Here is a 14,143-nt window from a genome sequence, read left to right as displayed (position 1 = left end):
GTCGCCTCCCTGCGCGCATCCGGCCGACGTCACGACCTGCCGGGGCGCGGGCGCCAGCCGGTGCCGGTCGTGGTGGCGTCGACGTCCGGCCGGGTCTCCGCCCGGTCCAGTTGCTCGTCGAGGGCCATGGCCGCGGCGATCAGCGCGAGATGGGTGAACGCCTGGGGGAAGTTGCCCAGTTGTTCGCCCGAGGGGCCGATCTCCTCGGCGAAGAGGCCGACGTGGTTGGCGTACGTGAGCATCTTGTCGAAGGCGTACCGGGCCTGTTGCAGCCGGCCGGACCGGGCCAGGGCCTCCACGTACAGGAAGCTGCACAGATTGAACGTGCCCTCGGAGCCGCGCAGACCGTCCGGCGACGCCGCCGGGTCGTACCGGTAGACCAGGCTGTCGCTGACCAGCTCCCTGTCCATGGCGTCGAGGGTGCTGAGCCAGGCCGGGTCACGCGGGGAGAGGAAGCCGACCCTCGGCATCAGCAGGAGTGAGGCGTCCAGCACTTCGGTGTCGTAGTGCTGTACGAACGCCTGTCGTTCCTTGCTCCAGCCGCGCTCGACGATCTGCCGGAAGACCGTGTTGCGGATGTCCGTCCAGCGTGCTGTGTCGGCGGGACGCGAGTAGGTGGTGGCCAGCCGGACAGCGCGGTCGAACGCGACCCAGGTCATCAGGCGGCTGTAGGTGAAGTTCTGCTGCCCGCCGCGGGTCTCCCAGATTCCCTCGTCGGGCCGGTCCCAGTTGTCGGCGAGCCAGTCCATGACGCCGCTGATCGCGTTCCAGCCGCGGATGGCACCCATGTCGTGGCCCTGCGCCAAGGCGTCGGCGGCCTCGCCGTAGATGTCGAGCTGGACCTGGTCCGCGGCCGCGTTGCCGGCCCGTACCGGCGACGAACCCATGTACCCCTCGAGATGATCGAGGATCTCCTCGGTGAGGTGGGGGTCCCCGTCGACCCGGTACATGATCTGCAGCGGATGCCCCGTCGCGGTCCCGCCGGCCTCGAAACGGTCGCGCAGCCAGCGGTGGAAGGCGTGGGCTTCCTTCTCGAAGCCCAGGTCGATCAGCGCCCGCACGGACAGCGAGCCGTCCCGGATCCAGGTGTAGCGGTAGTCCCAGTTGCGTTCGCCGCCGATCTGCTCCGGGAGCCCCATCGTCGCCGCGGCGATCGGCGCGCCGGTCGGGGCGTAGGTGAGCAGCTTGAGGGTGATCGCCGAGCGGTTCACCATGTCGCGCCAGCGTCCCCGGTACGTGGAGGAGCGCAGCCATGTGAGCCAGAAGGCGCGGCAGGCTTCCAGTTCGTCGGCTATGCCGTCCAGGGATGGGAGGCCGGGGGCGGATCCGCCGCTCGCCCCGCTGGTCAGCACGACGGCCGCCGTCTCACCGGCCGCGAGGCTGAAACGGGCGGTGACGTCGTCACCGTCGGCCCGCAGTTCGACGGGCCCGGCGGCCTGGAGATGAAGATCCGTGCCGGGACCTCGGAAGGTCGCCGTGCGGCTGTCGGCCTGGACGAGGGTGTGCGGGGCGCGTCCGTAGTCGAAGCGCGGGCGGCAGGTGAGCGTGAAGGACATGCTTCCGCGGACCACACGGGCGATTCTGACGAGGCGATGCCGCTCGGTGGGGGCGCTGGTCTCGATCGGCACCATGAAGTCGGCGACCTCTCCCACGCCACCGGGCGCGAGGAAGCGGTTGACGAGGACGGCGGTGTCCGAGAGGTAGAGCTGCCGGATCGTGGCGCCGTTCTCGGCCCGGAGATCCGCGGTGAGCCTGCAGTAGCCGCCGCGCTCACTGTCGAGGAGCGAGGCGAAGACGCTGGGCGAGTCGAAGCGTGGTGTGCACCACCAGTCGATCGTGCCTCCGGAGGACACCAGTGCGGCAGTCTGGAGATCGCCGACCATGCCGTGGTCGGCGATAGGCGGGTAACGGGTCACGTGCCCTCCTTCGCCGGGTGACGCCTCCTCGCGGAGTCGTCACCGACCTGTGCGAACACCACCTGCGTCGCCGCGCCCGGACCGACCGGCCCCACGAGGGGACCCGTGCGGGACGGCGCGACGAAGGAACGGCCTGGTGGTGTCCGCCCACGGTCATAGAGTGCGCCGCGCCTCGCCCCAGCGCATGCCGGGGCGGGTACGGGCGCCCCTCGGGCGACGCGGGTGCCCTTCGGGCGACGACGGGAAGGTGACGGCCGGCGCTACAGCTCTCAGGGAGTCACGTCCCGTAGTGGCTTGCCCTCCGTGTAGTCGATGACGTTCTGGACCGCCGCCAGGGCGATACGGACCAGGGTTTCGCGGGTGACACCGCCGACATGGGGCGACAGCACCACGTTCGGGGCCTTCAGCAGACGGAGGGCGGACGTCGGGGGTTCGGGGTCGAAGACGTCGATGCCCGCACCCGCCAGGGTCCCCGCGGCCAGCGCGTCGGCGAGGGCGTCCTGGTCGACGAGCGCGCCGCGGGCGGTGTTGACGAGGAAGGCCGTGGGCTTGAGCAGGGCCAGGCGTTCCGCGTCGATGAGGTGACGGGTCCCGTCGGTCAGCGGCGCGTGCAGGCTGATGTAGTCGGCGGTGCGCAGCAGCTCGTCCAGGGGGACGTGGCGGGCGCCCCCGAGGCGGGCCTCGGTCTCCGGGGAGACCCGCCGCGGACCCGCGTACAGGACGGTCATGTCGAACGCGAGGGCACGGCGGGCGACTTCCTCGCCGATGTGGCCGAGGCCGACGACGCCGAGGGTCTTGCCGGACAGCTCGGTGATCGACTGCTGCAGCCGGGGCAGGGCCCAGTCGGCGGCGGTGAGAGCGGTGTGGGCGGGGATCAGCTGCTTGGCGAGGGCGAGCATCAGGGCGAAGGTCTGCTCGGCCACGTTCTGCTTCTCCGCACCGCTGGAGCCGATGTTGCAGACCGGGACGGAGCGGGCGCGGGCCGCGTCCTTGTCGACGTAGTCGTAGCCGTGGCTCGCGCACTGGACGACCTCCAGTGCGGGCGCGGCGCCGATGTGTTCCGCCGTGACGGGCGCGAGGGCCGTGATGACGACGTGCGCCTCGCGCAACGCCGCGGGGTCCTCGTCCGTCGTCTCGACCACGGTCACCCGGGCGCCGGGGAAGAGCCCGGCGAGTGCGCCCCCGGTGGCCCGGCCTCCCACATGCGGGGAGACCACGGCGAGGATGTTCTTCGGGGCGGGCGCTTCGGCGTTCATTCGGTTTCCTCCACGAGGTCGTCGGGGCTCAGCGAGCCGGGCCCGGCATGTCCGGACAGGGCGAGGGTGAGGTCGAACTCGGCGAGCAGACAGCGGATGACGTGATCCACGCCCGCCTGCCCGTCGAGGCCGAGCCCGTATGCGTACGGGCGGCCCACGAGCACCCCGCGTGCCCCGAGCGCGAGGGCCTTGAAGATGTCGTCGCCCGTGCGGATGCCGCTGTCGAAGAGCACGGTCAGCCGGTCGCCGACCGCCTCGACGACGCGCGGCAGCGCGTCGGCCGCGGCCACGGATCCCGCCACCTGCCGGCCGCCGTGGTTGGAGACCACCACGCCGTCCATGCCCGCGTCCTCGGCGAGACGGGCGTCGTCCGGGTGGAGCACGCCCTTGAGGACGATCGGACCGTCCCAGTGCTCCCGAAGGAAGGCCAGGTCGGGCCAGGTTTTGGTGGGGTCGGCGAACATGCCGACGAAATGCATCACGGCCGCGTTCGGGTCCTCGTGCACGGGCTTGGCGAGACCGGCCCGGAAGGCGGGGTCGCTGAAGTAGTTCGCCGTGCCAACGCCATGGAGGAAGGGGAGGTACGCCTGGTCGAGGTCGCGCGGACGCCAGGCCAGCAGCGGGGTGTCGAGCGTGACGAAAAGGGCGGTGAATCCGGCGGCCCTGGCCCGGGCCAGGAAGCTCGCCGTCACCTCGCGGTCCCTGGCCCAGTACAGCTGGAACCACCGCTCGCCGTCGCCCATGGCCTCGGCGACCTGCTCCATGGGCGTGCTGGACGCCGAGGACAGGATGTACGGGACTCCACGGGCCGCCGCCGCACGCGCCGCGGCGCACTCGGCGTCCGGATGCATGATCGACAGCACACCCACGGGAGCGAGCGCCAGCGGTGCCGGTATCGCCCGCCCCAGCAACTCGACCGACAGATCGCGCTCGTGGACGTCCCGGAGCATGCGCGGCACGATGCGCCGGCGGTCCAGGGCGGCGCGGTTGGCGCGTGCGGTGCTGCCGCTGCCCGCACTCCCCGCCACATAGCCGAAGGGGCCCGGCCCCAGCCGGTGCTCGGCCAGCTCCTCCAGCCGGGACAGATCGGTGGGCAGCCGCGGTACGGCTCCCGTCATGCCGTTCAGATAGATCTCGTACTGGAAGTCCGCCCAGTGCGCGGCCATGCGTACCCCGCCTCTCGTCGACCCGACCGTGTCGTACGAGCGATCCTGGCGACAGTGACAAGGTGCGTCCATGGTGGTGCGCACATCGAGCCGCTGCGATTATCACCAGGTGACAAACGAGCGGGAGCGGATCGTGCGGGAGCTTGTCGCCGATCCACAGGTGGTCGAGCGGGTCGTCGACGCGGTGCACCGGCAGGTCCCGGCGTACGCCGCGCTCGACGGCAGCCGGCTCCCGGATGTACGGGCCATCGCGGCCTGGGCGCTGGAGCGGCTGCTGCGGCTGTGGGCCGACGACGGCGCGCTGGGCCCCGCGGATCTGCGGCGGTTCCGGGGGATCGCCGCGGCACGGGCGGCGGACGGCCGTCCGGTGCAGGCCGTGCTGCGCGCCTATCGGGTCGCGGCGGCCGTGATGGCGGACGAGGTCGCCGCGTATGCGCCCCGGCTCGCCGCGGAGGACGCCTTCGCGCTCACCCGGCAGCTGCTGGCGGCCCTCGACATCCTCTCCGAGGTGATGGCCACCGAGTACGCGACGGCGAACCGGCAACTGACGGGTGACCGCGAACAGGCCCTGCGGCTGCTGCTGGACGATCTGATCGCCGGACGGCACGCGTCCGTCGGAGCGCTCACCGACCGGGCGGCCCGGCTGGGCATCCAACTGCCCGACCCCTACTGCCTGCTGGTGGCCGAGCCGGTCGATCCGGACGCCCGTCCGCATATCGGCCAGGCCGCGGCGGCCGGGCTGCTCGCCTCGTTCGCCGGGCAGGGCGGCGGGGGGACGCCGATGGCGACGACCCGTGGCTCGCGCGCCGTTCTGCTGCTGCCGGCCGCAGCCGCGGCCGCCGCGCCCGAGGTGCTGCGCGAGCAGGACTGGCGCGGCTGCGCGGTCTCGGGGGAGAGCCTGGACCGGATCGCCGTCGCCCACCGTCTTGGCGCGGACGCCCTGGACACCGCGCCCGCGCACGCCCACCACCCGGACCGGGTGCTCACGGAGGCGGACGCCCATGTCCTCGCGCTGCTGGCCGGGCACCCGGCCGCGGCCCCCGACCGGATCGGCCGGCTCGTCCTCGGGCCGCTCGCCCACCCCGGCCAGCGGCATCTGCTGGTGGCGCTGACCGCGTACGTCGAAGCCGGATCGGCCAGCGGCGCGGCCCGGATCCTGCATATGCACCCGCAGTCGCTGCGCTACCGGCTCCGCCGCATCCGCGAGCTCACCGGGCGCGATCCCCGTGATCCCTGGCAGCGGCTCACGCTCGACATCGCCCGTACGGTGATGACCGGGGCGGGATGACGGCCACCGCGAAGGCATTCCGGAGGACGTCGCGGAGGCGGTGCACAGGGGTAGGGGCCGGTGGGAACTGGACAGCCCCCACCGGCCCCGGCCGTGCGTCAGTCGCGGGCCGTCAGGTGGCCTGCGCCTTGTCGTACAGCGCCTTCGCCTCGTTGCCGAAGTACGGGCCGAACATGCGGTTCGGGATGAAGACGTAGCCGAAGCTGTTCACCGATGCCTGGAGGCCGGTGCCCGCCGACTCGTTGAAGCCCGCGAACCAGGGACCGCCGCTGGAGCCGCCCGTCATGTTGCAGGCGATGCCGTGGTCCTGGGTGAAGAGCCAGTCCTTCGAGCTGTTGCCGCTGCAGTAGATCAGCTTCGTGCCGTCGTACGGGGACGCGGCCGGGAAGCCGAACGCGTACATCTTCTGGTTGTAGCCGCCGTTGAACTGGACGCCCTGCGCACCGGTGACCGCGGTGAGCTTCTGGCCGTTCAGCGGGGCGACGACCGCGGCGCCGATGTCGTAGTTGATGTCCTCGGTGGCCTCCCACTGCGGGGTGGTCAGTGTCTTGGACGCGGTCCACTGGCCGTACGGGGCCTGGCCGTTGGCATAGGCGGGCACGAAGATCCAGTTGGTGTGCCAGCTGCCCTGGTACTTGACGCAGTGGCCGGCCGTGATGACGGTGCTGGCGTTCTGGCTGGTCACGGCGTTGCCGGAACAGGACGCGGTGCGGCCCTGGAAGGAGAAGAACACCCGTCCCGAGGTCTTCACCACGGCGCCGCCGCCGGTCCAGGGGCCACCTGCCTGCGGGAAGGCGGTGGGGGCCGAGGGAGCGATGCTGGTCGTCTTCGCGCCCCGCTCCGGGGCCTTGAGCTTCTTCGCCGCGCTCGGGGTGAGTAGCAGGTCGAGCGGGGTGGCGCTGCGCATGCGGTCGGCGGTCCAGAAGGTGCGGGCCTGCTGCTGTTCGGCGGCCGACGCGCCATGGGCGGGTACGGGTGCGGGGGCGGCGTTGGCGGCTCCGGCGGTCGTCAGACCGCCCGTGAGCAGAGCGCCGACGGCTAACAGAATGCCTGCGGCTGTGCGATGGCGTCTCACGCATGTCTCCTTCTGCCGGGGCAGGTGGGGGATGAGAACGGTGCGGAAGGCCGTGCGTGAGGCAGAGTGCCACGGAGGGAGTGGTTCTGTCAGGAGCGCGTCAGGTTCTTCATGGTGAAGGTTCGCGGCGGCGCCGGGCGCCATCGCCGGGATCGTCGTCAGGCGGATCGCCGGCAGCTCCGGAGCGGCGCCTTACACGAGCGGCTTCGCGAAGCAGCGGCTGCTGTCGTAGTCCCGGTAGTGGCCGAATTTCGCGGTCGGTTCGTATCCGCTCGACGTGTAGAGCGCGATGGCCTCAGGCTGTTCGGTGCCGGTCTCCAGCACCATCCGGGTGCGCCCCGCGGCCCGGGCGTCCTCCTCCAGCATCGCCAGGATCCGGCGGGCGAGACCGAGGCCGCGTGCCGCGGCAGTCACGTACATGCGCTTGAGCTCGGCGTCGCCGTCCGCGTACCCCTCGTCGTTCTTGTCCTGGGCGCGCCAGCCGCCCGTCGCGACCGGTCGGCCCAGCGCGTCGTAGGCGAGCAGATAGAGCCCGTGCGGAGGGACGAACATCGCGGGGTCGAGCGGTGTGGCGTCGCCGTCGCCGCCGCCGTACCGCGCGACGTACTCGCGCTGGACCTCGCCGTTGAGCTTGAGGGCGTCGGGATGATCGAAACTGGTTGGCCGGATGTCCACCCCAGCAATCGTACATTTATGCACGAGGTGGCTCGGATACAGTGCCGGGATGCTCACAGTGACCACCGTGAATGTCAACGGTCTGCGTGCTGCCGCCAAGAAGGGCTTCGTCGAGTGGCTGGCACAGACCTCGGCCGACGTCGTCTGTCTGCAGGAGGTGCGTGCCGAGGCACACCAGCTGCCCGAGGAGGTGCGCGCCCCCGAGGGCTGGCATGTGGTCCATGTGCCCTCGGCCGCGAAGGGCCGCGCCGGTGTCGCCGTCTACTCGCGGCGCGAGCCCGACGCCGTGCGCGCGGGATTCGGCAGCGAGGAGTTCGACAGTACGGGCCGGTACGTGGAGGTCGACCTCCCCGGTGTCACCGTGGCCAGCCTCTATCTCCCCTCGGGCGAGGTCGGCACCGAGCGGCAGGACGAGAAGTACCGCTTCATGGACGAGTTCCTGCCGTATCTGAACGGCCTGAAGGAGCGGGCGGCGGTTGGGGGTACCTCCCATGGCGAAGCCTATGAGGGAGGCCGTGACGTCCTGGTGTGCGGCGACTGGAACATCGCCCACCAGGAGGTCGACCTCAAGAACTGGAGGGGCAACAGGAAGAGCGCCGGCTTCCTGCCCGAGGAGCGCGACTGGCTCGGCCGTGTCTACGCCGACGGGGCGGACGGAGCCGGATACGTCGACGTCGTCCGCGCGGTGCACCCGGACCAGGCGGGGCCCTACTCGTGGTGGTCCTACCGGGGTCGCGCCTTCGACAACGACACCGGCTGGCGCATCGACCTGCTCGTCGGGACGCCCAGGCTCGCCGGGAAGTGCGTCAAGGCGTACGTGGAGCGGGCCGCGAGCCACGCCGAGCGGTGGAGCGACCATGCGCCGGTGACGGCGGTCTTCGAGGTGTAGGGCCTTCTGTTCGGACCGCTTGCCGCTTGGACCGCTTGGACCGTTTGGACGTGTGGGCTCGCGTGCCCTGGTGCGTTCCCGGCTACCGCAGCCCGTGTGACGCCAGAGCGCGCCGGATTCCTCCCTCCGAACGCCCCGTCAGAACGGGAACGCAGCTCGGCGCTGCGGAACGTTCAATTCCCCTGTCATGGCGAGGAGTTGGTGTGGTCGTTTCGGGCGGGACCCGTGGTAAGTGTGATGAAGATGTGACGATCCCTTAGGGGACATGTCGGGCATCTCCCCTGGATTCCCCGGCTGCTCTGGGTAAAGGTCTGGCTACTTCGACCAAGTACTCTGACCAAGTACCCAGGGGTGGGAACAACTCAATGACCGGGGTGGACAGTGCCTGGCGGCGAAAGCTCGCCGGGTTCGCCGCAGTGGCAGTTCTGCTGATCGGGATGGGGACGGGGAACCCGCAGCAGGCATCCGCGGCGCCAGGATGTGTTGGTGGAGTCGACAACGACTTCAATGGGGACGGTCTGCGGGACGTAGTCATCGCCGACCCGATGGCAACGGTGTCGGGCAAGGCGAAGGCCGGTCTGATCCATGTCGTCCTCGGGGGCGGCAAGGGCACCGTCGAGGTGTCGCAGGACATGCCCAACCTTTCCGACGGCGCGGAGGCAGGCGACCAGTTCGGCTTCTCGTTCGCTGCTTATGACGCCGACAAGGACGGCTGCAGCGACCTCGCGGTGGGTGTCCCGTACGAGGACTTCAACAAAGGCCCCGAAGTCGTCCCTGACATCGGCCTGGTGCAGATGCTCTACGGCTCACCGCTCGGCATCGGCCAGGGCAAGGCCGACGTCGGCTTCCGGCAGGGCTCGGACGGGCTGATGAAAGAGGCCTACGAGCCGGGGGACTGGGTCGGCTACGCGGTCGCCACCACCGTCTCGGCCACGGGCATCCCGTACCTGATCATCGGCGTCCCGGGAGAGGACGTCGACGGAAAGACCGACAGCGGACTGGTCACGTGCGTGTACGGGACCGGCTTGTCCGCGGTCTCGTTCGACCAGCAGTCGGCCGGGGTGTGGGAGGACCGTGAGGCCTACGACCAGCTCGGCGCCTCACTCGCCGCCAGCGGCAATCTCTTCGTCGTCGGCGCGCCCGGTGAGTCCATCGACGGGGACCGTGCCGCGGGAGCGGTCCTGGCTTTCCGCCCTTCGATCAATACCAACGGCATCCCTGCCCCTGTGTTCGGCATGGGACAGAGCCGCGCCGACGGTGCCGAGTCGTCCGCCGAGGCCGGTGACCGCTACGGAACGTCGATCGCCCTCGCCCCCTACCGCCCGTCCGGCGCAGCGTCGGCGACCGATTTCCTGCTCGCCGTCGGCGCCCCGAGCGAGGATCTGGCCGGTTCCGTGGATGCGGGAGCCGTGCTCACCCACCACATCACCGCGGCGGGCGGCGTCAAGCTGCTCAACTGGATCGACCAGGACACACCGGGAGTCGAAGGGGCGGCCGAAGCCGGCGACTTCTTCGGACAGCGGCTGACCGCCGTCAACACCACGCCGAGTGCCGTGGGCACCGCATCGACCATGCGTCTCGCCGTGGGAGTGCCGGGCGAGGAATCGGCCGGTGACCAGCGTGACAAGGGCGGCGTACAGATCCTCCCGATGCTCGGCGCACCCGGGTCGGATGACGTGTGGTTCGAACCCGGCCAGGGCATTCCGGCCACCCCCGGGGACCAGTTGCTCACCGGCATCAGCCTCGGCAGCAGCAGGACCTCGTTCTTCGTCGGCATGCCGTACGGACCGGCCGGGGGGCACGCCGTGTACGGCTTCCCGTGGGGCACCGCCCCGGGCGGCGCGCCGACCCAGACGTGGAAGCCCGGCGAGGGCGGCATCCCGGCAGGCGACGGTGCGTTCGGCACCGCCGTCAGCTGACGCCGGCCGTGTGGATCCGGGGAAAAGACGTGACCGACAAAGGAAGTGACAACGTGTCCACGCGGATACGTCGCAGCTCACTGCTGCGCACGGCGGCGGTGGCCGTCACGGCGAGCGCCGTCGTCGCCGCGGGGATGACCGAAGGGCCGTCGCACGGGCAGTTGCCCGAAACGCGCACGGCATCCACGGCATCCACGGCGAAACCCGCCAAGGACCGCCCTGCCGCGACGGAGACCGAGGCCCGCGCGACCGCCCGCAAGAGCGGGGAGCGCGTGGAGGTCTCCGCTCTGCGCACCGAGCGCCGGGAGGTCTTCGCGGAGCCCGACGGCACCTTCACCGCGCGGGAGTACACCGAGCCCATACGAACCGTGCGGGACGGTGAGTGGGTCTCCATCGATCCCACGCTGGTCAAGCGCCCGGACGGATCCGTTGCGCCGAAGGCGACCACCGTCGGCCTGTCCTTCTCGTCCGGCGAGGCGGGCAAGCCGTTCGCCACACTGCAACGGGCCGGCCGGAAGCTGGCGCTGACGTGGCCGTACGGCAAGCTGGCGGCACCTGTCGTCAGCGGCGACACCGCTACTTACACCGACGCCCTCCCCGGCGTGGACCTGACCGTGCGGGCCGAGGCCGATGGTTTCGGCCATCTGCTGGTCGTCAAGACGCCCGAGGCCGCGGCCAACCCCAAGCTGGCCAGACTCGACATCGGCCTGGACACGGACGGCCTCGAGATCAAGGAGGACGCCTCCGGCGCGCTGCGTGCCGAGGACGCCGCGGTCGGGGGCACCGTCTTCGAGGCGGGCAAGCCGGCCATGTGGGACTCCGCCGGCGCTGCGGAGGGTCCGGCCAAGACGCTGGGCACCAAGGCGGTGACCAGGGCTGCCTTCGCAGCGAGCGTCGCCGATGGCCCCAAGGCCGCTCAGGCTCCCGAGCCTTCTCTGGAGGGCCCCGGTGGTGGCGGTAGGACGGCCCCGCTCGAAGTCGAGGTGGGCCAGGGCAAGCTCACGCTGGTCCCGGACCGGAAGATGCTGACCGCGGCCGACACGGTCTTTCCCGTCGTCATCGACCCGATCCAGCGGACCACGTCCCGCTCGGCCTGGACGGCCGTGATGTCGGGGAAGCCGAGCACAGGGGAGTGGAAGTACTCCGACAGCGCCGGAGTGGGAAGGTGTCCGACGGACTTCAGCCCGGCCTCCTGCAACGGTGTGGGTGTGCGGCGGGTGCTGTTCACCATGCCGATGTCGTTCTACAAGAACAAGCAGATCCTGAGCTCGACGTTCTCCGCCCGGGTCGCCCATATCTACAGTGCGCAGCCGACCGCCGAGCCGATTCGCCTCTACCGCATCGGCGGCGCCAACTACTCGATCACCTCGTCGAGCAACTGGTCCAACACCAGCGACGACTGGGACGCCGCGCTGGAGACCGTCGACAAGGCGATCTCGCCCACGTCCTGCTCCAGCCAGGCCAACCTCCACTTCGAAAGCACGTCCTCGGGCGCGCTGACCAACCAGGTCAGGGCCGCGGCCAACGGCGGATGGTCCGCCATGACGCTCGGCCTGCGCGCGAGTGACGAGAGCCGATTCGCGGAATGGAAGCGGATCTGCGGCAACGCCTATCTCTCGGTGTCCTACAACACCCTGCCGTTGCCGATCCAGGCCGGCTGGATGTCGCAGAACCCCGGCGGCGCCTGTAAGACCGGCTCTTCCCGCCCGTACAGCGAGGTTCCGCCGGTCATCGCGACCGAGGCGCGTGACCCCGACCACGGCAACGGGCAGACCGACAAGGTCCAGGTCGAGTTCAGGGTCGAGTGGACCGACGCGGCCGGCAAGGCGCAGTCGTACACCGCCAAGACCTCCACTCTCTCGCCCATCGCCGGAACGAAGTTCACCCACCAGGTCACATCCGCCATCCCGCAGAACCGGGTGATCTCCTGGAGCGCCAGGGCCTTCGACGGAGACGGATGGGGCCCGTCGTCACCGAAGTGCGAGTTCATCTACGACGCCACCCTGCCCGGACGCCCGAACGTCCTCTCCAAGGAATACCCGTCGGACGCCGTCTACCACGACGGTGTGGGGACCTACGGCACCTTCACCTTCACGCCCAACCCGAACGACTCCGTGCCCGACACGGACGTCGTCAAGTACCGCTACGCGTTCGACTCGACGGCCTCCCCGGCGACGACGGTCGCGGCTTCGACGGCCGGCGGTCCCGCCTCGGTGACATGGATGCCGACCAGGGACGGACTGCACTGGCTCGAGGTCGTCGCCGTCGACAAAGCGGAGAACCCGAGCACCCTCCAGCGCTACGAGTTCCGCGTCAGCGAGGGTAAGCCGGTCGCCGGCCAGTGGAACCTCGCCGACGAGGCCGGCAGCACGGAGGCCCACGACGAGCGGGGCACCTACTCCGCGACCGCGGGAAGCGGAGTGACCTTCGGCGTCGAGGGCCCGGGCGGAAAGGCGGACTCGGCCGCGCACTTCAACGGCACCGCCGACGCCTTCCTCGACGCCGAGCAGACGGTCATCGACTCGGCGAAGGGCTTCAGCGTCAGCGCCTGGGTGCGTCCGACCGACCTGAGCGGCGACATGGCCGTCGTCAGCCAGGACGGTACGGGTGAACCGGGATTCACCCTCGGCTACGACTCCGTCCTCAAGACCTGGTCGTTCTCGATCCCCGTCACGGACGTGGACACCATCGGCGAGTGGAAGGCCGCGTCCACCGGGGTGACCGTGACCAAGGGCGAGTGGGTCCTGCTGACCGGCGTCTACGACGCCCAGAAGACCGAACTGCAGCTCTACGTCAACCAGACACGGAAGGGCACCGTTCAGCGCCCGTCCGTCTGGAAGTCCTACGGTCCGCTGCAGATCGGCCGCTCGACGGCGAAGACCGGATACCAGAACCACTTCACCGGCGACCTCGCCGAGGTCCGGGTCTTCGACCGGGTGCTGCCCGAGGCACAGGTCGCGGAGCTGATGACGGTCAAGCCTTTGCGCAAGGGCTACTGGCCGCTGGAAACGGCGACCGGAGGTGTGTCACCCGATGGAAGAACGGTGGACGGCAAGCCGGTGGCGGGAGCTGAGCCGCTCAATCTGGCGGGCAATGCCGCCATTTACCGTCAGGAGAACGAGTTCGAGGACCCGCCGGCCCTGATGGGTCGGGGTCATCTGACCCTCGACGGCGACGGCGACTATGCCAGCACGGCGGCCGCCCCGGTCACCGGCGGCACCAGTTTCACCGTGACCGCCCGCGCCCAGCTCACCTCGCTCGACCCGAAGAAGTCGCAGACGGTCCTCTCCCTGCCGGGCAAGAACGCCAACCGGTTCGTGGTCCGGTACCGAGCCAACGAGGACCAGGCCAATGCGGGCCGGGGCAACTGGGAACTGGCCGTGGCCGAGACCGACACCGCGGGTGGGCGGACAAAGACGTTGATCGACAACCAGGAACTCCCGGACGTGTCCGATCACGGTCAGCACCTGGCCGTCGTCTACGACGCCGTCGCCAACGACATCCGGCTGTACGTCAACGGTCAGCTCGCAAGCTCCGCGCACGGTGTGGACAACACCTCCTGGAGTGCCACGGGTGGTCTCCAGGTGGGTCGTTCGGCTCTCGGCGAGAGCGAGTTCTTCGCCGGCGCCCTGGACGAGGTCCGCGCTTACGACGGTGCCGCCGACCCGGTCAAGATCAGCCTGATGGCCACCCTGCGCCCCGAGCCGGAGCTCTAGGGGGTTTCTGATGGATCTCCGTGGAGGAAGGAGGGGCGTCCGGTGCGTGCTCTCGGAGTGCCGGCTGGAAGCCCTCGTACGGGACGTACTTGGGCTTTCGGCCGGTGCGGCGAGAGTGAGTGCCGGGCGTCGCGACGCCGCGGAGATCCGTCAGAAGCCCCCTAGGCCCACCAGCGTTGTGCCGGCCCTCCATGGGCCGGCACAACCTGCTCTCTCTTCCGATCTTCCCCCGTGCCCGTATCC

At 70.3% G+C, this 14,143-nt stretch carries 9 protein-coding genes; 4 read left to right on the top strand and 5 right to left on the bottom strand.

What is annotated here, in order from left to right; translation table 11 throughout:
• Positions 1-29: 29 nt before the first annotated feature.
• From ACTWOL_RS15785 to ACTWOL_RS15775, 3 genes are all read right to left on the bottom strand, one after another.
• Positions 30-1,916 carry a glycoside hydrolase family 15 protein gene (locus tag ACTWOL_RS15785; RefSeq protein ID WP_474297342.1) on the bottom strand — a complete coding sequence of 629 codons (1,887 nt, stop codon included), beginning with the start codon at positions 1,914-1,916 and terminating at the stop codon, positions 30-32.
• A gap of 269 nt (positions 1,917-2,185) precedes the next feature.
• Positions 2,186-3,172: a 2-hydroxyacid dehydrogenase gene (locus tag ACTWOL_RS15780; protein ID WP_474297341.1), complete on the bottom strand. Its 987-nt coding sequence runs from the start codon at positions 3,170-3,172 to the stop codon at positions 2,186-2,188.
• Complete coding sequence (locus ACTWOL_RS15775) at positions 3,169-4,338, bottom strand: lactate 2-monooxygenase (protein ID WP_474297340.1); 1,170 nt, start codon at positions 4,336-4,338, stop codon at positions 3,169-3,171. Before ACTWOL_RS15775 ends, ACTWOL_RS15780 begins: the two co-directional genes overlap by 4 nt.
• Positions 4,339-4,447: 109 nt before the next feature.
• On the opposite strand from ACTWOL_RS15775, the gene ACTWOL_RS15770 reads away from it, so the two are divergent.
• On the top strand, positions 4,448-5,626 hold the full coding sequence (locus ACTWOL_RS15770; RefSeq protein WP_474297339.1) for a PucR family transcriptional regulator: 1,179 nt from the start codon (positions 4,448-4,450) through the stop codon (positions 5,624-5,626).
• Between the two features lie 112 nt (positions 5,627-5,738).
• On the opposite strand, the gene ACTWOL_RS15765 is transcribed toward ACTWOL_RS15770, so the two are convergent.
• A complete protein-coding gene (locus ACTWOL_RS15765; protein WP_474297338.1) occupies positions 5,739-6,701 on the bottom strand; it encodes a trypsin-like serine peptidase in 963 nt (320 codons plus the stop codon).
• Positions 6,702-6,893: 192 nt separating this feature from the next.
• Positions 6,894-7,376 carry a GNAT family N-acetyltransferase gene (locus ACTWOL_RS15760; RefSeq protein ID WP_474297337.1) on the bottom strand — a complete coding sequence of 161 codons (483 nt, stop codon included), beginning with the start codon at positions 7,374-7,376 and terminating at the stop codon, positions 6,894-6,896.
• A gap of 49 nt (positions 7,377-7,425) precedes the next feature.
• Here ACTWOL_RS15760 and ACTWOL_RS15755 point away from each other — a divergent pair, with 49 nt between their 5' ends.
• The 3 genes from ACTWOL_RS15755 (at position 7,426) to ACTWOL_RS15745 (ending at position 13,900) form a co-directional block, all read left to right on the top strand.
• On the top strand, positions 7,426-8,265 hold the full coding sequence (locus tag ACTWOL_RS15755; RefSeq protein WP_474297336.1) for an exodeoxyribonuclease III: 840 nt from the start codon (positions 7,426-7,428) through the stop codon (positions 8,263-8,265).
• Positions 8,266-8,630: 365 nt separating this feature from the next.
• Positions 8,631-10,184, top strand: a complete 1,554-nt coding sequence (locus ACTWOL_RS15750) for an FG-GAP repeat domain-containing protein (RefSeq protein ID WP_474297335.1) — start codon at positions 8,631-8,633, stop codon at positions 10,182-10,184.
• Between the two features lie 53 nt (positions 10,185-10,237).
• Positions 10,238-13,900 (top strand): LamG domain-containing protein, encoded by a 3,663-nt coding sequence (locus ACTWOL_RS15745; RefSeq protein ID WP_474297334.1) that lies wholly within the window; start codon positions 10,238-10,240, stop codon positions 13,898-13,900.
• Positions 13,901-14,143: the final 243 nt, after the last annotated feature.

The sequence above is a fragment of the Micromonospora sp. IBHARD003 genome (assembly GCF_056106285.1).
The sequence above is the reverse complement of the archived record's forward strand: the minus strand, read 5'-3'. Positions and strand labels throughout refer to the sequence as shown.

Excerpts from the sequence above, each read along its gene's own strand:
- ACTWOL_RS15780 (WP_474297341.1), bottom strand. The coding sequence starts at position 3,172 with ATGAACGCCGAAGCGCCCGCCCCGAAGAACATCCTCGCCGTGGTCTCC.
- ACTWOL_RS15775 (WP_474297340.1), bottom strand. The coding sequence starts at position 4,338 with ATGGCCGCGCACTGGGCGGACTTCCAGTACGAGATCTATCTGAACGGC.
- ACTWOL_RS15755 (WP_474297336.1), top strand. The coding sequence starts at position 7,426 with ATGCTCACAGTGACCACCGTGAATGTCAACGGTCTGCGTGCTGCCGCC.
- ACTWOL_RS15750 (WP_474297335.1), top strand. The coding sequence starts at position 8,631 with ATGACCGGGGTGGACAGTGCCTGGCGGCGAAAGCTCGCCGGGTTCGCC.